The sequence below is a fragment of the Sphingopyxis sp. 2PD genome, from assembly GCF_005503695.1.
GTDB lineage: Bacteria > Pseudomonadota > Alphaproteobacteria > Sphingomonadales > Sphingomonadaceae > Sphingopyxis.
This window is the reverse complement of sequence record NZ_SCMU01000030.1, coordinates 20,931-38,848: the sequence shown is the minus strand read 5'-3', so window position 1 is coordinate 38,848 and position 17,918 is coordinate 20,931. Positions and strand designations below refer to the sequence as shown.

15 protein-coding genes and 1 pseudogene are annotated in these 17,918 nt (G+C 66.5%); 12 read left to right on the top strand and 4 right to left on the bottom strand.

Translation table 11 applies throughout. From position 1 onward, the window contains the following. From FFS18_RS15105 to lexA, 9 genes and pseudogenes are all read left to right on the top strand, one after another. Window positions 1-655: pseudogene (locus FFS18_RS15105) on the top strand (peptidylprolyl isomerase); the annotation flags it as partial. Window positions 656-662: 7 nt separating this feature from the next. After that, a complete protein-coding gene (locus FFS18_RS15100; RefSeq protein WP_502704180.1) occupies window positions 663-2,180 on the top strand; it encodes an anthranilate synthase component I family protein in 1,518 nt (505 codons plus the stop codon). A 35-nt stretch (window positions 2,181-2,215) separates the two neighbouring features. Continuing rightward, a complete protein-coding gene (locus FFS18_RS15095) occupies window positions 2,216-3,277 on the top strand; it encodes an alpha/beta fold hydrolase (RefSeq protein ID WP_137871460.1) in 1,062 nt (353 codons plus the stop codon). A 220-nt stretch (window positions 3,278-3,497) separates the two neighbouring features. After that, the gene (locus FFS18_RS15090; RefSeq protein WP_137871459.1) at window positions 3,498-4,088 is read left to right on the top strand and encodes an anthranilate synthase component II; all 591 of its coding nucleotides are present in this window, start codon (window positions 3,498-3,500) and stop codon (window positions 4,086-4,088) included. Further along, on the top strand, window positions 4,085-5,083 hold the full coding sequence (gene trpD, locus FFS18_RS15085) for an anthranilate phosphoribosyltransferase (protein ID WP_137871458.1): 999 nt from the start codon (window positions 4,085-4,087) through the stop codon (window positions 5,081-5,083). The genes FFS18_RS15090 and trpD overlap by 4 nt, the downstream gene beginning before the upstream one ends. 106 nt (window positions 5,084-5,189) lie before the next feature. After that, on the top strand, window positions 5,190-5,975 hold the full coding sequence (gene trpC / locus FFS18_RS15080; RefSeq protein ID WP_137871457.1) for an indole-3-glycerol phosphate synthase TrpC: 786 nt from the start codon (window positions 5,190-5,192) through the stop codon (window positions 5,973-5,975). A 287-nt stretch (window positions 5,976-6,262) separates the two neighbouring features. Further along, complete coding sequence (gene moaC / locus FFS18_RS15075) at window positions 6,263-6,736, top strand: cyclic pyranopterin monophosphate synthase MoaC (protein WP_137871456.1); 474 nt, start codon at window positions 6,263-6,265, stop codon at window positions 6,734-6,736. A 110-nt stretch (window positions 6,737-6,846) separates the two neighbouring features. Next, window positions 6,847-8,058 (top strand): molybdopterin molybdotransferase MoeA, encoded by a 1,212-nt coding sequence (locus FFS18_RS15070; RefSeq protein WP_249340426.1) that lies wholly within the window; start codon window positions 6,847-6,849, stop codon window positions 8,056-8,058. 66 nt (window positions 8,059-8,124) lie between these two features. After that, window positions 8,125-8,808, top strand: coding sequence for a transcriptional repressor LexA (gene lexA, locus FFS18_RS15065; RefSeq protein ID WP_120216550.1), 684 nt, complete (start codon window positions 8,125-8,127; stop codon window positions 8,806-8,808). Here the strand turns inward: lexA and FFS18_RS15060 are convergent. Beyond that, entirely contained in the window at window positions 8,762-10,921 is a 2,160-nt protein-coding gene (locus tag FFS18_RS15060) for a ComEC/Rec2 family competence protein (RefSeq protein ID WP_137871455.1), read from the bottom strand. The genes lexA and FFS18_RS15060 overlap by 47 nt on opposite strands. An 82-nt stretch (window positions 10,922-11,003) precedes the next feature. On the opposite strand from FFS18_RS15060, the gene gltX reads away from it, so the two are divergent. From gltX to FFS18_RS15045, 3 genes are read left to right on the top strand one after another with little or no spacing between them, the layout of a single operon-like run. Next, the gene (gltX, locus tag FFS18_RS15055) at window positions 11,004-12,446 is read left to right on the top strand and encodes a glutamate--tRNA ligase (protein ID WP_137871464.1); all 1,443 of its coding nucleotides are present in this window, start codon (window positions 11,004-11,006) and stop codon (window positions 12,444-12,446) included. A gap of 38 nt (window positions 12,447-12,484) precedes the next feature. After that, window positions 12,485-13,771: a citrate synthase gene (locus tag FFS18_RS15050; protein WP_120216552.1), complete on the top strand. Its 1,287-nt coding sequence runs from the start codon at window positions 12,485-12,487 to the stop codon at window positions 13,769-13,771. Further along, window positions 13,768-14,283: a hypothetical protein gene (locus FFS18_RS15045; RefSeq protein WP_137871454.1), complete on the top strand. Its 516-nt coding sequence runs from the start codon at window positions 13,768-13,770 to the stop codon at window positions 14,281-14,283. The genes FFS18_RS15050 and FFS18_RS15045 overlap by 4 nt, the downstream gene beginning before the upstream one ends. A gap of 29 nt (window positions 14,284-14,312) precedes the next feature. Here FFS18_RS15045 and FFS18_RS15040 read toward each other — a convergent pair whose 3' ends face one another. From FFS18_RS15040 to FFS18_RS15030, 3 genes are read right to left on the bottom strand one after another with little or no spacing between them, the layout of a single operon-like run. Continuing rightward, window positions 14,313-15,695, bottom strand: a complete 1,383-nt coding sequence (locus tag FFS18_RS15040) for a sensor histidine kinase (RefSeq protein ID WP_137871453.1) — start codon at window positions 15,693-15,695, stop codon at window positions 14,313-14,315. Next, complete coding sequence (locus FFS18_RS15035) at window positions 15,695-16,600, bottom strand: hypothetical protein (protein ID WP_137871452.1); 906 nt, start codon at window positions 16,598-16,600, stop codon at window positions 15,695-15,697. The genes FFS18_RS15040 and FFS18_RS15035 overlap by 1 nt, the downstream gene beginning before the upstream one ends. Before the next feature lie 58 nt (window positions 16,601-16,658). Next, window positions 16,659-17,915, bottom strand: coding sequence for a hypothetical protein (locus FFS18_RS15030; RefSeq protein WP_249340425.1), 1,257 nt, complete (start codon window positions 17,913-17,915; stop codon window positions 16,659-16,661). Window positions 17,916-17,918: the final 3 nt, after the last annotated feature.

Below are 17,918 nucleotides of genomic sequence, written 5' to 3'. Positions count from 1 at the left end.
CGGCTACACCCTGCCCCCCGAACTCGCTCCGCTGGTCAGCCAGGCGTTCCAGGGCGGCTCGGAAGGCGAGGGCCAGCTCGCCACGCTCGTCGAGAACCAGAAATTTGCCGTCTATGCGGTGAAATCGATCATCGCCGCGGCACCGCCGCCGTTCGCCCAGATCCGTGCCGACCTGCTCGCCGACTGGCGTTTTGCCCAGGGGCAAAAGGTCGCCCGCGACAAGGCCCGCGCGATCGTCAAGGCGGTCGAAGGGGGCCAGACGCTCGCCGCCGCGGTCGCCGCCGCCGGACCGAATATCGGCAGCGTCCAGACGATCGGCGGACGCCGCGGCGAACTCGGCCAGAACGGCCAGCCCGTGCCGCCCGAACTCGCACTGCTGTTTTCGATGGCGAAAAACAGCGTCAAGACGCTCGAAATCCCCGGCAACCGCGGCTGGATGGTGATCGCGCTCGCCGATGTGCAGCGTCCCGATCCCAAATCGATCGAGCCCGCGCGCGTCGCCGCGATCGCCCAGCCGCTCGCCCCCGCCTTTGGCAACGAGCTGATCGAACAGCTCGCTGGCGAAGCCAAACGACGCGTCGGCGTGACGATCAACAAGGAACTGGTCGAACAGCTGCGCCAGGAACTGACCGGCACCGCGCCGGTCGCCGAATAACGTCCCGGTGGCGCTGGAAGGCAAAGCCACGGCGCTCGAAGCCTTGGCCGGCGGCCGCGGCGCGGTCGTCTGGCAACGACTGATCGCCGATATCGAAACGCCGGTCTCGGCGGCGCTCAAGCTGATCGAGCCGGGACGCGGCGACTGGGTGCTCGAATCGGTCGAAAGCGGCGAAACGCGCGGGCGTTACAGCCTGATCGGGCTCGACCCTGACCTGATGTTCGAAGTCACCGGCGACGCGGCGCGGATCAACCGCGACTGGCGGCACGACCGCGAGGCGTTTCAGCCCCTCGCCACCCCGGCATTGCAGGCGCTGCGCGATCTCGTCGCCGAATGCCGCTTCGACGTGCCCGAAGGCTTGCCCAAGGCGCTGGCGACGCTCGTCGGCTTCTTCGCCTATGAAACGATCGGCCTGGTCGAGCGCATCCCGCGCGCGCCCGGCGCCGGGCTCGGCTTGCCCGACATGGTGTTCGTGCGGCCCACGACGATCCTCGTCTTCGACCGCCTCGCCGACGAATTGTTCGTGATCGCACCGATCTGGCCCGATGCCGACGGCGCCCTTGACCGAATGATCGAGAGTGCACAGGACCGACTCGACACCATCGCCGCGCGCCTGTCGACCGCCAGCGTCTCCGCCGACCGCGCCCTGACCGGCGCGCTCCCCACCGACATCGCGGCCAACGCCGCCACCCCGCCTGCGCAATTCGCCGCGATGGTCGCCAAGGCCAAGGAATATATCGCCGCGGGTGACATCTTCCAGGTCGTGCTGTCGCAGCGCTTCTCGACCCCCTTCGACCTGCCCCCCTTCGACCTCTACCGCGCGCTCCGCCGCATCAACCCCTCGCCCTTCCTCTATTTTCTCGACCTCCCCGGCTTCGCGCTGATCGGTTCGTCGCCCGAAATCCTGGTCCGCGTCCGCGACGGCGAGATCACGATCCGCCCCATCGCGGGAACCCGCCCGCGCGGGCGGACCAGCGCCGAGGATGTCGAAAACCGCGAAAGCCTGCTCGCCGACCCCAAGGAACGCGCCGAACATCTGATGCTCCTCGACCTTGGCCGCAACGACGTCGGCCGCGCCGCGATTGGCGGTTCGGTCACGGTCACCGACAGCTACACCGTCGAATATTACAGCCACGTCATGCACATCGTCTCGAACGTCATCGGCCGCATCGCCCCCGACAAGGACGCGATCGACGCGCTGTTCGCGGGCTTCCCGGCGGGCACCGTCAGCGGCGCTCCGAAAGTCCGCGCCTGCCAGATCATCGCCGAGCTCGAGGCCGACGCGCGCGGGCCTTATGCCGGCGGCGTCGGCTATTTCGCCCCCGACGGCAATATGGACAGCTGCATCGTCCTGCGGACCGCGATCGTCAAGGATGGCGAAATGCATGTGCAGGCCGGCGCCGGCATCGTCGCCGACAGCGACCCCGCCTATGAACAGCGCGAGTGCGAGGCGAAAGCGGGAGCGCTGTTCGCCGCAGCACGCGAAGCGGTGCGGCTAGCGGGGACGCCGGGATATGGGCAATAGCTTGACCTGAACGGGGCGTCGGCTAGCGTCCCGCCATGCACAAAATCCTCGCCCCGCTCGCCCTGCTGTTCGCCAGCGTTCCCGCCTACGCCCAACCCCCCGCGGGTGCCGTCGAAGGCGACGCGATCCTCAAGGATTTCGCCTTCTCCAGCGGCGAGAAACTGCCCGAGCTGAAAATGCATTACACCACGCTCGGCACCCCGCAGCGCGACAAAAAGGGCCATGTCACCAACGCCGTCATGATCCTCCACGGCACCGGCGGCACCGGCAAGCAATTCTTTCAGCCGCAATTTGCCAGCGAGCTGTTCGGCCCCGGCCAGCTGCTCGACACCGCAAAATATTATATCATCCTGCCCGACAATATCGGCCATGGCGGCTCGTCGAAGCCCAGCGACGGGATGCGGATGACATTTCCCCAATATGACTATGACGACATGGTCAGCGCGCAGCACCGGATGCTCACCGAAAAGCTCGGCGTCCACAAACTCAAGCTGATCCTCGGCACCTCGATGGGCTGCATGCACGCCTTCATCTGGGCTACCAAGCGCCCCGGCTTTGCCGAAAAGCTCGCGCCCTTCGCCTGCCTGCCGGTCGAGATCGCGGGTCAGAACCGCATGTGGCGCACGCTGACGATCGACGCGATCAAGGCCGACCCGCTGTGGCAGGGTGGCAATTACACCACCCCGCCCGCCGCCGGTCTGCGCACCGCCGCCTCGCTCAGCATGATTGCGGGCGCCAACCCCTATGCGCTGCAGGCGCAATATCCGACGCGCGAGGCGGCGGAGAAATACAAGGACGAAGCCTTCGCGCGCATGTTCGGTCGCAATGACGCGAATGACACGATTTATCAGCTCGATAGCTCGCGAACCTACAACCCGTGGCCGCTGCTCGAAAAGATCGATGTCCCGACACTATGGATCAACAGCGCCGACGATTTCATCAACCCGCCCGCCTATGGCATCACCGAAAAGGCGGCGGCGCGGATGAAAACGACGAAGTTCATCCTGATCCCGGCCAGCCCCGAAACCAAGGGCCACAGCACCCACACTTGGGCCAAATTCTGGAAGGGCGATCTGGCAAAGCTGATGGCGGAATAACCGATCCTCCCTGTGGCGAAGCCATGGGGAGGTGGCAGCGCGCAGCGCTGACGGAGGGGCCATGGCGCAACGTCGCCGCCCCTCCACCCTCGCCTGCGGCGACGGTCCCCCTCCCCATCGCTGCGCGACAGGGAGGATCACCACCCGCAAATCCCGCCTCGTCCGCACAAAAGGACTTATTGCTTCACTCGCGCCCTTTCACCCATTACGGCCCACCCCCATGATCCTCGTCATCGACAATTACGACAGCTTCACCTTCAACCTCGTTCATTATCTGATCGAGCTGGGCGCCGACGTGCGCGTCGAACGCAACGACGCGCTGACCGCAGCCGAAGCCCTCGCAACCGGCGCCGAGGCGATCCTGATTTCGCCCGGCCCGTGCACCCCCAATGAAGCCGGGATCAGCCTCGACCTCGTCGCCGCCTGCGCCGACGCGCGCCGCCCGCTGCTCGGCGTCTGCCTCGGCCATCAGGCGATTGGCCAGCATTTCGGCGGCACCGTCCAGCGCGGCCATTTGATGCACGGCAAGACCTCACCCGTCTGCCACGACGGCAGCGGGCTTTACGCGGGCCTGCCCTCGCCGTTTCAGGCGACGCGCTACCACAGCCTCGAAGTCGTCGACATTCCCGCCAGCCTGATCATCAACGCGACCAGCGACGACGGCGCAGTCATGGGCTTCCGCCACGCCGAGCTGCCGATCCACGGCGTCCAGTTCCACCCCGAAAGCATCGCCACCGAACATGGCCATGCGATGCTGGCAAACTTCATGGGGCTGGCCGGGCTGCCGGTGCGCGAACGGAAAGCCGCATGAGCCGCTTCGGCCCGCTGCCCGATCCCGCGCATCTGCTGGATCATGACGAGGCCGCGCAGGCCTTCGCCGACATCCTCGATGCACGCACGACCGAGGATGAAATCGCCGAATTCCTCGCCGCGCTGTCCGACCGCGGCGAGACGATGGTCGAAATCGCCGCCGCCGCGCAGGCGCTGCGCGACCGGCTGATCCCCATCGATGCGCCCGCGGGCGCGATCGACGTCTGCGGCACCGGCGGCGACGGGCATCACACGCTCAACGTCTCGACCGCCGTCGCGATTGTTGTCGCGGCCTGCGAGGTCCCTGTCGCAAAGCATGGAAATCGTGCCGCTTCATCGAAATCGGGTGCCGCCGACACACTCGAAGTCCTCGGCCTCGACATGGAACGCGCCGGGCGACTCGCCGAAGCGACGCTCGCCGATCTCGGCATCTGCTTCCTGTTCGCCGCCAACCACCATCCGGCGATGAAGCGCATCCAGCCGATCCGCCAGAAACTCGCCCGCCGCACCATCTTCAACCTGATGGGACCGCTCGCCAATCCCGCGCGCGTCACGCGCCAGCTCATCGGCATCGCGCGCCCCGCCTATGTCCCCGTCTATGCCGAGGCCTTGCACCGGCTCGGTACCGACCATTCGCGTGTCGTCTCGGGCGACGAAGGCATCGACGAACTATCACTCGCGGGCGGCAACGAGGTCGCGGTGGTCAATGCCGAGGGCGTGTTCATGCAGCGCAGCCACGCCAGCGACGCGGGCCTCCCCACCCACCCGATTTCGGCGATCCGCGGCGGTGACGCCGTCGACAATGCCAAAGCCTTGCGCGAGCTGCTGCAAGGCGCGCGCGGCGCCTACCGCGACGCGGTGCTCTACAATGCCGCCGAGGCGCTCGTCATCGCGGGCGCCGCCGAAACGCTGACCGACGGCGTCGAGGAAGCCGCCGAAGCGATCGACAAGGGGCTCGCCAACGCGCTGCTCAACTGCTGGATCGCGTATAAATGAGCATCCCCGACGACCATAACCGTAGCCCTGAGCCTGTCGAAGGGCGCCTCACGGAGAAGTGCCCTTCGACAAGCTCAGGGCTAAGGAAAAATTTGCGACCCACCCAATGAACAAACTCACCCAGATCCTCGCCACCAAGGCCGATGAAGTCGCGCAGCGCCGCGCGCAGCGCTCGCTCGCCGACCTCGACGCCATCAACGCAGGCCCGGTGCGCGGCTTCCACGCCGCCCTGCGGGCAAAGATCGACGCGGGCGGCTTCGCCCTCATCGCCGAAATCAAGAAAGCATCGCCCTCCAAGGGACTGATCCGAAACGATTTCAATCCCGCCGACCACGCCCGCGCCTATGCCGCGGGCGGCGCCGCCTGCCTCTCGGTCCTGACCGACGCGCCCTATTTTCAGGGACATGAAGATTATCTCGTCGCCGCGCGCGCCGCCTGCCCCCTGCCCGCGCTGCGCAAGGATTTCATGATCGACCCCTGGCAGGTCGCCGAAGCGCGCGCGATCGGCGCCGACGCGATCCTGATCATCGTCGCCGCGCTCGACGACGGCGCGATGCAGGAGATCGAGGCGGCCGCATTCGAGCGCAACATGGACGTGCTCGTGGAAGTCCATGACGAAGCCGAATTGGGGCGCGCGCTGAACATACTTCAATCGCGCCTGATCGGCGTCAACAACCGCGACCTCAGAACCTTCGAAACCGACCTCGCCGTCACCGAACGCCTCGCAAAGCTTGTTCCCGCGGGCACGCTGCTGGTCGGCGAAAGCGGCATCGCCACCCACGCCGACTGCCAACGCCTCGCGGCGAGCGGCGTCAAAACCTTCCTCGTCGGCGAAAGCCTGATGCGCCAGGATGACGTCACGGCGGCAACGAGGGCGTTGCTCGAGGACTGAAGCGCATTTCGAGGTGGGGAGTTGCTACAAGCTCCTCTCCCCTTGTGGGAGAGGATAGCGCAGCTTGCTCCGTCAGGAGCTAGCGAAGCTTGGTGAGGGGGCGGACGCCAGCACGCGCAAACCCCCTCTCAACTGCGGCTAGGCAGCAAAGCTGCCAAGCCTTCGTATCTCTCCCACAAGGGGAGAGAGGAAATGACGTACGTCCGCCTTCGGTCGTTTGCGGCCATTTGGCGCCAATCCCCCCATCTCCCCTTGCCTTTCCCACCCCACCTTGCTTCGCTCCGTCCATGACCCTCAAACCGACTCATCTCGACGAAACCGGCGCCGCGCACATGGTCGATGTCGGCGCCAAGCCGGCCACCCAACGCCGCGCCGTCGCCAGCGGCCGCATCACCATGGCGGCGGAAGCGTTGGAGGCGATCCGCAGCGGTAACGCGCCCAAGGGCGACGTCCTCTCGACCGCGCGCATCGCCGGGATCATGGCGGCCAAGCGCACGTCCGACCTCATCCCGCTCTGCCATCCGCTCGCGCTCACCAAGGTCGGCGTCGACTTTGCGTGGGAAGCCAATGGCATCGCGGTCACCGCGACCGCCGCAACCAACGGTCCGACGGGGGTCGAGATGGAAGCGCTCACCGCCGCGTCGGTCGCGCTGCTCACCCTCTACGACATGGCGAAGGCGCTCGACCGTGCGATGGTGATCGGCGACATCCGGCTGCTCCAAAAGAGCGGCGGGCGTTCGGGCGACTGGCGCGCCGAATAGAATCCGTTCGCCCTGAGCTTGTCGAAGGGCTGCTTTTTCTTCAAACGGCAGCAGGAAAAAGCGGTGCTTCGACAGGCTCAGCACGAACGGCACGGCAGGATAGGACCATTTTGACCGATCGCACCGTCATCCAATCGAAGCTGCTGCCGGTCGAGGAAGCGCAGGCGCGATTGCTGGCGCTCCGCGAACCGCTATCGACAGAGAATATCTCCCTTTTCGAATGCCTTGACCGCTATACCTCGGACGACATCCTCGCATTGCGCGACCAGCCCGCCGCGCCCCTGTCGGCGATGGACGGCTATGCGATTCGCTTTGCCGATCTGCCCGGCCCGTGGACGATCATCGGCGAAAGCGCCGCAGGTACCGCGCCCGATCGCCGGGTGAACGCAGGCGAAGCGATGCGGATCTTTACCGGCGCGATGGTTCCCGACGGCGCCGATACGGTGGTCGTGCAGGAGGACGTATCGGCGAATGGCGCCGTGCTGACGCTGACCGGCGACGGCCCCGGCACCCGCAGCCTCCATATCCGCGCGCGGGCCAGCGATTTTGCCGCGGGCGATTGCCTGCTCCCTGCGGGAACCCGCCTGACCCCCGGCGCGATTGCCGCCGCGGCGATGAGCGGTGCGGGCCAGCTCGCGGTCGGGCGCCGCCCCCGCGTTGCAATCCTGACCACGGGAGACGAACTCGTCCAAGCGGGGCGATCGCTCGCCTCGGGCCAGATCCCCGACAGCAACAGCCCGATGCTCGCCGCGATGCTCGCCCGCGAACCCGCTATCGTCAGCCTGCCGCATCACGTCCGCGACGACCGCGCCATACTTGCCAAGCTTTTGAAAGAGTTGGCGCGACGTCACGACGTCATCGTCACCGTCGGCGGCGCGTCGGTCGGCGATCATGATCATGTCCGCGGCGCGCTGGCGGACGCGGGCGGGACCATCGATTTCTGGAAGATCGCGATGCGCCCCGGCAAGCCGTTGATCGCCGGAACGATCGGCGACGCCCTGCTGCTCGGCCTGCCCGGCAACCCGTCGTCGGCGTTCGTCACCGCGACCTTGTTCCTTCTTCCCCTCGTCCGCCATCTCGCCGGCGCGCGCGATCCCTTGCCTGCGATCCACCAAGCGCCGCTCGCAATCGCGTTGGACGGCGGCGGCGCGCGCCGCGACTATCTGCGTGCGCGACTCGAGAGGGGCCGTCTCACCCCGCTGATCGGCCAGGACAGCGGCAGGACGTCGCCGCTCGCCGCCGCCAACGCGCTGCTGATCCGCGAGATCGCGGCCCCGCCGCGCGAGGCGGGCGCCATGGCGGATTATATCGTCATCGCTTGACAAGTTCCGCTCTGTTCCACTATCGTTCTCATTATGTCCGGTTCTGGTCCCGACGGAGGATGATCGATGTTGACCGCCAAGCAGCATGAACTGCTTCACTTCATTCAGCAAAAGCTTGATGCGGGCGGCATTTCGCCGTCGTTCGAGGAGATGAAGGAAGCGCTCGGACTGAAGTCGAAATCGGGTATACATCGCCTGATAAGTGCCTTGGAAGAAAGGGGCTTCCTCCGCCGCCTGCCCAACCGCGCCCGCGCGCTCGAGGTGATCAAACTCCCCGAAGGCAGCAAGCCCGCCGTGGGCAATGATCGCGACAATGTCGTCCCGCTGCGCAAGCCCGCTCCCGCGATGCGCCCGATCGCCGCGAACGACATCGTCGAAGTGCCGCTGCACGGCAAGATCGCGGCAGGCGTCCCGATCGAAGCGTTCGAGGATTACAACAACCTCGCCGTCCCTGCCGCGCTGCTCGGTGCAGGCGAACATTATGCGCTCGAAGTGTCGGGCGACTCGATGGTCGAGGCCGGGATTTTCGACGGCGACTACGCACTGATCCAGAAAGCCAGCACCGCGCGCGAGGGCGACATCGTCGTTGCGCTCGTCGACGGGCAGGACGCGACGCTCAAATTTTTCCGCCGCGAAGGCCCGATGATCCGGCTCGATCCCGCGAACAGCGCCTACGAACCGCAGCGCTACCCCGCCGAGCGCGTCATTGTGCAGGGGCGCCTGTCGGGATTGCTTCGTCGTTACCACTAAGCTGCTGCGGGCGGCGCCACGGATGCCCGTCGCCCGCGCGCAGCGTGGCGACCGCGGTGGGTCGGTCGCCCAGATAGAGCGCCAGGCCACCGGTTTCGGCCAAGCTGTCGCGATCAATCGTCATCCAGCGTCCGACGCACTCGCGCGGCAACCAACGGTCGCTGATCACGACATCAGCGGCGGCGCAGGCGGCGGCCATATCGGCGCCCTCGATCCGATCACGCCCGCGCGATGCCAGGATGACGCGCCGCGCAGCGCCTTCACCGTGACTCCAGCGGCAGAAATCGCGGTTGCATTCGACATGGTCGAGCTCGGCCAGCGCCGCCAGCGGCGTATCGATCCCCGCCGCCTCGGACAGCGTATCGCGGACATAATCACCCGCGCGGCTACGCAGCAGCGCATAGCCGCCATCGGGCAGCGCCGCGGCGATATGCTTGCCGTCGCCGGTGACCAACAGATCGGGACGCGGCTGGGCGAGCAGCGCCGCCATGCCGATCGTCACCGGGATCAGCCCCGCCCGGCGCCAGCGCGTTTGCCAGAGCAGAAACCACAACCCGCCCAACACCGTGATCGCAAATCCCCACGGCGGAAATACAGGCAGCGTAGCGACCGCGCCGGGCGCCGCCGCGACCCAATGCGCCAGGGCAATTAGTGCGCCCAGCGCTGCTTCGGCAACCCACCAGAAAAACGCGCCGAGACCGATACTGTCGAACAGCAGCGCAAAAGCCTCGGCGGGCATGATGACAAAGGTCGTCAGCGGGATCGCGACCACATTCGCAAGCGCGCCATAGAGGCCCGCCTTGTGAAAATGGAACAGCGCAATCGGCGCCAGCGCGGCCTCGACGACCAGCCCGGTCAGGATGAGTGCTCCCACGCCGCGGCCCAGCCGAAACACCCAGGGTTCCTCGCGCCGCGCGACAAACCTGCGCATCCACCGGCTCTCGTGCAGCGCCACGATCGCGGTAACCGCGGCAAAACTCAGCTGAAAGCTCGGTCCCGCCAGCGCCTCTGGCCGCCACAGCATGACCAGCAACGCCCCCGCCGCCACCAGCCGCAGCGTCATTGCCTCTCGCCCCATCAGAAAAGCTACCATCACCAGCAAAGACGCGATGAACGACCGCAGCGTCGGCACTTCGGCCCCGGCAAGCAGCGTGTAGCCGCCGCCTACCAGCGCTGCGGCGGCGGCCGCGAGTGGTAGAACCCAGCCCCGCAGCGCCAACCTCCGACTGAGCGCCAGAAGGCGCATAGCGAGCAGCATTGTGAAACCAACCACCGCGGTGACATGTAGCCCGCTGATCGAAAGCAGATGCGCCAACCCGCTGCGACGCATCGCCTCGTCATCTGCCTCGCTGATCGCGCCGCGGTCGCCCGTCACCAGCGCAGCCGCGACGCCGCCAGCCGACCCGTCGACCTGCTCGTGGATATGCCGTGTCAACCGCGCCCGCAGCGGCGGCGGCCCCTGGCCCGCACCGGGCGCGCGGCCGATGTCGCCGATCACCGTCCCGACCGCGCCCAGTCGGTCGAACCAGGCGCGCTGGGCGAAATCATAGCCGCCGGGCAGGCTGGCGGTCGGTGGCGGCATCAATCGCGCCCGCAGGCCAATCCGCTCGCCCGGGATCACCCCGGCGGCCTGCTCCTCGCTCGCCGTCACGCGCAATCGCGGCGGCAGGTCGGCGCGCGCGTGGGGACGGACGATCAACCGCACCTGTCCGCGCGCCGGTTGCGCGTCAACGCGCTCGACCTCGGCTGAAAAAGCAGTTGTTACCGGTTGCGCCAACACCGGCGCCGCCACCCACAGTGCGCGGCCCCAGATGAGCAGGATACCGATCGCCATGACACCGCAGCCGATGACGATTGCGCGGCCCAGCCACCGCTCCCAGCCGATCATACCGCCTGCCAGCGCTCCAGCGCCCAGCGCCAGCAGCGCCCCGATCCAGTACATCGCCGTCGGCAGCGCCAGCCACAGCGCGATCCCCGCGCCAAGCGCGGCGGGAAGCCACAACGCGATCCGCTCGCGCTCTGCCTCGAGCCGCAGCTCGATGGCATCTCCCAGCGCCCGCCAGCGGTGACCCCAGCGCGGGGCAATGGGCGTTTGAAGCTGTCTTGTCGCCATGCTAGGGGCTCCCCGAACGCCGCCGCGACGCGCGGCAAATTGAGTGAAAGAGGCCGTGGTGGCAACCGATATTGAAACCGATATGACCGCGAAAACCCCGGAGGCAACCGGCGCCGATGTCGTAACCCGTTTTGCCCCGTCGCCGACCGGTTTCCTGCACATCGGCGGCGCGCGCACCGCGCTGTTCAACTGGTTGTTCGCTCGCCATCATGGCGGCAAATTCCTGCTGCGGATCGAGGATACCGACCGCGCGCGTTCGACCGACGCAGCGATCGATGCGATTATTGACGGCATGCAATGGCTCGACCTCGGCTGGGATGGCGAAACGGTGTTCCAGTTCGCCCGCGCCGATCGCCACGCCGCGGTCGCCGCCGAGTTGCTGGCCAAGGGGGAGGCCTATCGCTGTTACCTCAGCCAGGACGAACTCGCGGCGATGCGCGCCGAAGCGCAGGAAAAGCGCCAGCCCTTCCGAGTCCGCAGCCCCTGGCGCGACCGCACCGACGGCGATCCCGCCGTCCCGCACGTCGTCCGCCTGCGCGCGCCGCAAGACGGCGCCGCGACGATAGCCGACAAGGTGCAAGGAGAGGTCACCGTCCAGAACGCCGAACTCGACGATTTTGTCCTGCTGCGCAGCGACGGCACGCCGACCTATATGCTCAGCGTCGTCGTCGACGATAACGATATGGGCGTGACGCATGTCATCCGCGGCGACGACCATCTCAACAACGCCTTCCGCCAGCTCGCGCTGATCCGCGCGATGGGCTGGCGCGAGCCGACCTATGCGCATGTGCCGCTGATCCACGGCGCTGACGGCGCGAAACTGTCGAAACGCCACGGCGCGCTCGGCGTCGACGCTTACCGCGACGAAATGGGCTATCTCCCTGAAGCGGTGAACAATTATCTGCTCCGCCTCGGCTGGGGCCATGGCGATGACGAGATCATCAGCCGCGAACAGGCGACCGCGTGGTTCGACCTTGCCCATGTCGGCCGCTCGCCGTCGCGCTTCGACTTCAAAAAGCTCGAAAATCTCAACGGACATTATCTGCGCGAAGCCGATGATGCGCGGCTCGCCGCGCTGATCGCGCCGCGCGTCGAAAAGCTTGCTGGCCGCGCGCTCACCGACGCCGAACGCGCTACGCTGACCCGCGCCATGGAATCGCTCAAACCGCGCGCCAAGACGCTGGACGAAGTCGCCGACGGCGCGATGTTCCTGTTCCAGGGCGATCCGTTGCCGGTGGACGAAAAGGCTGCCGAGGTGCTAATGGCTGCGCCCGAAGGCTTGCTGGCTGCCGTGACGCAGCGGCTGCGCGGGCTGGACCAATGGACGATAGAAGAGCTGGACGCCGCCGTGCGGGCCGAGGCCGAAGCCGCCGAACTGGGACTCGGCAAATTGGCTGGACCGTTACGCGCAGCCTTAACCGGCCGCACCGTTTCCCCAGGGATTTTCGACGTGCTGTTGTTGCTCGGGCGTGATGTCAGTCTGGCCCGACTTGACGCAGTGCAACATTATCCGGCAGGGGCGTAGCCACGCTCTCTCCTCGCCGTCATAACAGGGAAAAAAATATGACCGACCAACCCGCAAAAATCACCCTGGGCGACAAGACTGTCGAAAGTCCGGTATTGTCGGGCACCATCGGCCCCGATGTCGTCGACATCCGCAAATTCTATGCCCAGACCGGCGCTTTCACCTACGACCCCGGGTTCACCTCGACCGCCAGCTGCGAATCGCAGATCACCTATATCGATGGCGACGAGGGCGTGCTGCTCCATCGCGGCTATGCCATCGGCGATCTTGCTGAACATTCCAGCTTCATGGAAACCTGCTACCTGCTGCTCAACGGCGAACTGCCGAACGCGCAGGAACTGGCCGATTTCGACAATACGATCACCCGCCACACGATGCTGCACGAACAGCTGGCGACCTTTTACCGTGGCTTCCGCCGCGACGCGCATCCGATGGCGATCATGTGCGGCGTCGTCGGCGCGCTCAGCGCCTTTTATCACGACTCGACCGAGATCCACGATCCGCACCAGCGGATGATCGCCAGCCACCGGCTGATCGCCAAAATGCCGACGATCGCGGCGATGGCGTATAAATATTCGGTCGGCCAGCCCTTCGTCTATCCCGATAACAAGCTCAGCTACACCGGCAATTTCCTGCGCATGACCTTTGGCGTTCCCGCCGAGGAATATGAGGTCAACCCGGTCGTCGAACGCGCGCTCGACCGCATTTTCATTCTCCACGCCGACCATGAACAGAATGCGTCGACCTCGACCGTCCGCCTTGCGGGCTCGTCGGGCGCAAACCCGTTCGCGTGCATCGCTGCGGGCATCGCCTGCCTGTGGGGGCCGGCGCATGGCGGCGCCAATGAAGCCGCGCTCAACATGCTTCGCGAAATCGGCCGTCCCGAACGAATCCCCGAATATATCGCGCGCGCCAAGGACAAGGACGATCCGTTCCGCTTGATGGGCTTTGGCCATCGCGTGTACAAAAACTACGATCCGCGCGCGACGGTGATGCAGAAGACGGTGCGCGAAGTATTCGAAGCGCTGAAGGTCAATGACCCGGTGTTCGAAGTCGCGCTGCAGCTTGAGGAAATGGCGCTCAGCGATCCCTATTTCGTCGAAAAGAAGCTGTTCCCGAACGTCGATTTCTATTCGGGCGTCATCCTGTCGGCGATCGGTTTTCCGACGACGATGTTCACTGCGCTGTTCGCGCTCGCCCGCACGGTTGGGTGGGTCGCGCAGTGGAACGAAATGATCTCGGACCCCGCGCAGAAAATCGGCCGCCCGCGCCAGCTGTACACGGGTCCGGCGGCGCGCGATTATGTGCCGGTGGGTCAGCGTTGAACGGGCGTTTGTATGCAGCGGCAGCGCTGGCAGCGGCGGCTGGCGTCACGGTGCCGGCCACTGCACAGACCGCTGCCGACGCGTTCGAATGCAAGCTGCCGTTCAAGGCGGCGATGCAATCGATGACATCGCTGACGGTTTTGCGGCAAAAAACTGGATCACCTGCCACGGTGTTCATGGGCGAGCTGTCTTCCGTGGAATTTGCTCCCGCCAGCACCAAAGTCATGGGTGCTGCCCCCTCTAAACTCATTTTGACGACTTTAAGCCCTACGACCAAGCCGGGGGACAAGCGATTTTCGGCAACGATCGCCGCCTATTTCCCGCGCAATGCCAGCAACGAAACGACGCTCAATTCCGCCGGATGGACTCGTTCGTGCAAAGAGGGCGTCCGGGTATGTGGCCGCGACGGGATCGCGCCGAAGGCGATGGGTTCGATAACCTACATGCGCGACGACCCAAAGGAATTGAGCATCAGATGCCAATACAATTTGACAACCGACGATCTGGAGTAGCCGCAAGCGCTTGATGTAAGATCGGAATTTTACGTCACTTCTCGGGCAGGCAAGCTCAGCGTAAACCGCGCGCCCTGCCCCGGCGCGCTATCGACCGTCAAATCGCCATCCATTGCGCGCGCCAGTCGCCGCGCGATATACAGCCCCAGCCCCGAACCCCCGCTGTCGGTGCGGCCCAGCCTCTCAAACTTCTCGAAAACCACCGCCTGCTGTTCGGCATCGATCCCTTGCCCTTGGTCCGCGACGGTCACCATCGCGCGGTCGCCCTCGCGGTCGACGCGGATCCAGATTTGCGAATTGTCGGGCGAATAGCGGATGGCATTGCCCAACAGGTTGAGCAGCACCTGCAGCACGCGGCGGAACTCGCCCGTCGCGGGTGCCTTGTCGTCGACCTTGGGCGCGTCGATGCGGATGCCCTTTTCTTCGGCCTTCATGCCGAGCAGACCGACCGCGCGGCGCGCCAGATCGCCAAGGTCGATCTCGTCGGCTGCCGCCTTGAACCCCGGGCGCTCGATATTCTGCAAATCGGCGAGGTCGTCGACCAGCCCCAGCAGATGCCGCCCGGCGTGGGCAATATCGCCCGCGTAGCGCGCATAATCGGCACGGATCGGTCCATCGAACTGACCAGAGATCGTCTCGGCGGTCGCGATGATCCGGCTCAGCGGACCGCGCAGTGCGCCGTCGATACGGCGACCGAACTGCGGATCGGACAGCGGCAGCGATCCGAACGCCGGGTCGATCAGCGTCGCCGCGGGGATCGCTTCAACCGCAGGGTCCGTTTCTGCCGCCGTCGCCGTGCCGCGAAATCCGGTGAAGCGCCCGACGCCGTCGAACAGCGCATCACCCGACAAGGTCATGGACAGCCGTTCGGTCCCGGCATCCGCCCGGACAAGCTGGCCGTCGAAACGCGATTGCCGCGCCAGCGCGCGGAGGACCGGAAAGCGACCGTCGCCGTCGGGTTGCAGTTCGAACAGCTCGGACAGCGACCGTCCTTCCCAATCGGCAGGAACCGACGGCGCGTCGGGCGCCGCGCGCAGCGCGACCATTCGCAGCTGCTGGTCGCACTCCCACGTCCACCCGTGCGGTGCTGCGATAGGGTCGGTGATCACCGGAATCTGCGGCTGGGTCATCGGACGCGTCCGCCAATCGCTGATCTCGAGCGCGGCCCCGTCGGCATCTGGAATGATGCGGACCAGCGCATGGATGTCGCTATGGTCGTCGGCAGCGTGCAGCGGGCGGCTGACATCGCGGTGCAGCCGCTGCGCCAGCGCGACCAGTCGCGCCAGATGCGGCAGCGCCAGCGGCTTGCCGAGCCCCGCGCCCGCGCGCTGTTGGAGGCGCAGCAGCGGCGCGTCGGCGCTGACCAGCGCGCCCGACCGGTCGATCCGGCCGCGGACGATCCGTTCGCTCATTATGCGGTCAGTCCCGACATCGCCAACGCGCCATCGTCGGCGACCGCGCGGGCGGGCAGCATCGCCAGCGACGCTTCCAGCGGCGCCATTGCAGCGCGATCGAGGCCCAGCGGCGCCAGCAACGATGGCAGCGCCGCGGTCTCCGCGGTCAGCAGCGCCAGCGCCATGTCGCCATAGCTGCGGCGGTGCGCGGCTGCCGCCAGCGCGATCAGCGTCGGCCAGTCATGGCGAAGGATCGCGTCGCGCGCGGCATCGGCTAGTCCGGACCCCAGCTGGTCGTGATACGCGGCGCCCGCCTGGGTGATCCCTTTCTCATCGGCATGGCGCTCGGTGGCAATCCGCACCGCGTCGCCCAGTTCGGCGGCGCGTTTATGGTCGTGACTGACCTCGGACAAACGCCAGCCCGCAATATCCAGCAGCAGGGCACGAAAGATGTCGCCGTCCAGATCGGCAACGGCAAGCGCGGGATGCCCCAGCGCGTCGAACCGGCGGCGGTCGGCGATCTGCAACGCCAGATAGGCGCGGTCGACGTCGGACAACGGCGCATCGATTGAAGGAACGTCCGCCGCGGCCTCGTCGGTTTCCGGCAAAATGGGCGGCGGGCTGCTACGCTGCATCGACAGGTCGCGCCAGCGATGCTCCTCAGCGCGCGCAAAGCAAATGCGCGCCAGCCGTTCGGCCCCCGGCAACCCGCCGCGCAGCCATTCGCGCCACAAGCGGTCGGTATCAATCGCGCGATCGAGCCGCGCCGCGACTTCGATCACCAGCCGCCGCGCGATACCCAGCGACAAGGCTCGCTGTTCCTCGGTCAACCGCGCGACCGTCGGCGCCGCCAGATAGCCGGCGAGTTCGCGTAAGCGCGCGGACAGCGGATCGATGCCGGACAAGGAGGCGGAGTCAGTCATGCACGGTCGCGGATAGCAGGATGACGTTAATACGCGCTAAACCTTGAAGCGCTTTGTATTAGCGCGCTTCCGGGCGACGCGCCAATCGCAGCCAGACCAATATCTGGAGTAGCGCGAGCAGTGGCAGGATAGCGAACATCAGCGAGGCGAAGTCGAACAGCAGCGCCGGGGCCAGCATGATCCACGCCTGATCGGCATCGGGGAGCAGCCAGTGAAAGCGCCGCCGCTCGCCCGAATCTTCGTACAGCGATCGCGCGACGAGGATCGTCGCGGCGAGGCATGGCGCCAGCGCAGCCTCTGAAAACGGCGGCATCTGGTGACCCGGGCCCGCCAGCGACACCAGCCACGGAAACACCGCGAGCAGAAGCCAAGCAAAAATCCGGATGACGTCGCGCGCCCGGTCTTGCGCGGCACTTTCGGCGCGAAATGCCGACAGGAAACGCATCGCGGTCAGCGCCAGGCCGCCAAGGATGGCGACCAGCGCCCCCGCGGCCGCCAGCCCGCTCGCCGCCAGCGCCGCGACCGCCACCCACAAAAGCGCCGTGACATAGGGCAAATAGCGCGCCGTCGTCGGCGATTTGACCAGCAGCGGCCCGGCGAGCCGGATGATCGGCATCATGATCGCCGACCGGCCGAACCCCATCCCGCCATATTCGACCTGCTGGAGGCTCGACTGCTCGATCAGCGCCGCGGTCGGGCGATCGGTGACGATGGCAATCTCACCCTGCTCGAACAAGGCCGGTTCGCAATAGAGCCGCCGTGCGCCCGATTGCACCGCGAGGCGCAGCAACGTGAGCATCATGTCCCATTCGCCCGGCATCGCGGCCAGCTCGGCGACCATCGGCTGTGAGATACTCGCGAGCCCGCCCCAGCGCCGCGTCGCGTCGATGCGCTCGAACCCCTGCGTCAGCGGGGTGTCACCGGTGACGAGGATCGCAGGCGCTCCGGGCTTGGCGATCGCCGCATAATGCGTCCCGCCTGCGCGCAGCCCGTCGGTGACCAATATGATCCGGTCGTCCTCCTGAACCAGCCCCATCAGGTCGGTGGCCGCACGCACCGGGGTTATCTTCAACCCGCGGCGGCGGATCCGGTCGCACGTCGAAAGCAGGTCGGCGGGGACTGCGGCCACCGCGACCGCGATATGCGTCACCCCGACATCGGCCAGCCGCGCCGCCTGCCGCTCGATCAATGTTTCGCCCGCGACGGTGACGAGCGCGCGCAGCCCGCCGTCGGGCAAGACTTCGCTGGCGCCAATCAGCGCGATCAGGGCCATCGACGGGCAGGACGAAGCAGGTTGGTCACGGCGCACCGTCATATG

Coding starts and splice junctions, on each gene's coding strand:
- FFS18_RS15095 (WP_137871460.1), top strand. CDS start 2,216: ATGCACAAAATCCTCGCCCCGCTCGCCCTGCTGTTCGCCAGCGTTCCC.
- FFS18_RS15090 (WP_137871459.1), top strand. CDS start 3,498: ATGATCCTCGTCATCGACAATTACGACAGCTTCACCTTCAACCTCGTT.
- trpD (WP_137871458.1), top strand. CDS start 4,085: ATGAGCCGCTTCGGCCCGCTGCCCGATCCCGCGCATCTGCTGGATCAT.
- trpC (WP_137871457.1), top strand. CDS start 5,190: ATGAACAAACTCACCCAGATCCTCGCCACCAAGGCCGATGAAGTCGCG.
- moaC (WP_137871456.1), top strand. CDS start 6,263: ATGACCCTCAAACCGACTCATCTCGACGAAACCGGCGCCGCGCACATG.
- lexA (WP_120216550.1), top strand. CDS start 8,125: ATGTTGACCGCCAAGCAGCATGAACTGCTTCACTTCATTCAGCAAAAG.
- FFS18_RS15060 (WP_137871455.1), bottom strand. CDS start 10,921: ATGGCGACAAGACAGCTTCAAACGCCCATTGCCCCGCGCTGGGGTCAC.
- gltX (WP_137871464.1), top strand. CDS start 11,004: ATGACCGCGAAAACCCCGGAGGCAACCGGCGCCGATGTCGTAACCCGT.
- FFS18_RS15050 (WP_120216552.1), top strand. CDS start 12,485: ATGACCGACCAACCCGCAAAAATCACCCTGGGCGACAAGACTGTCGAA.
- FFS18_RS15040 (WP_137871453.1), bottom strand. CDS start 15,695: ATGAGCGAACGGATCGTCCGCGGCCGGATCGACCGGTCGGGCGCGCTG.
- FFS18_RS15035 (WP_137871452.1), bottom strand. CDS start 16,600: ATGACTGACTCCGCCTCCTTGTCCGGCATCGATCCGCTGTCCGCGCGC.
- FFS18_RS15030 (WP_249340425.1), bottom strand. CDS start 17,915: ATGACGGTGCGCCGTGACCAACCTGCTTCGTCCTGCCCGTCGATGGCC.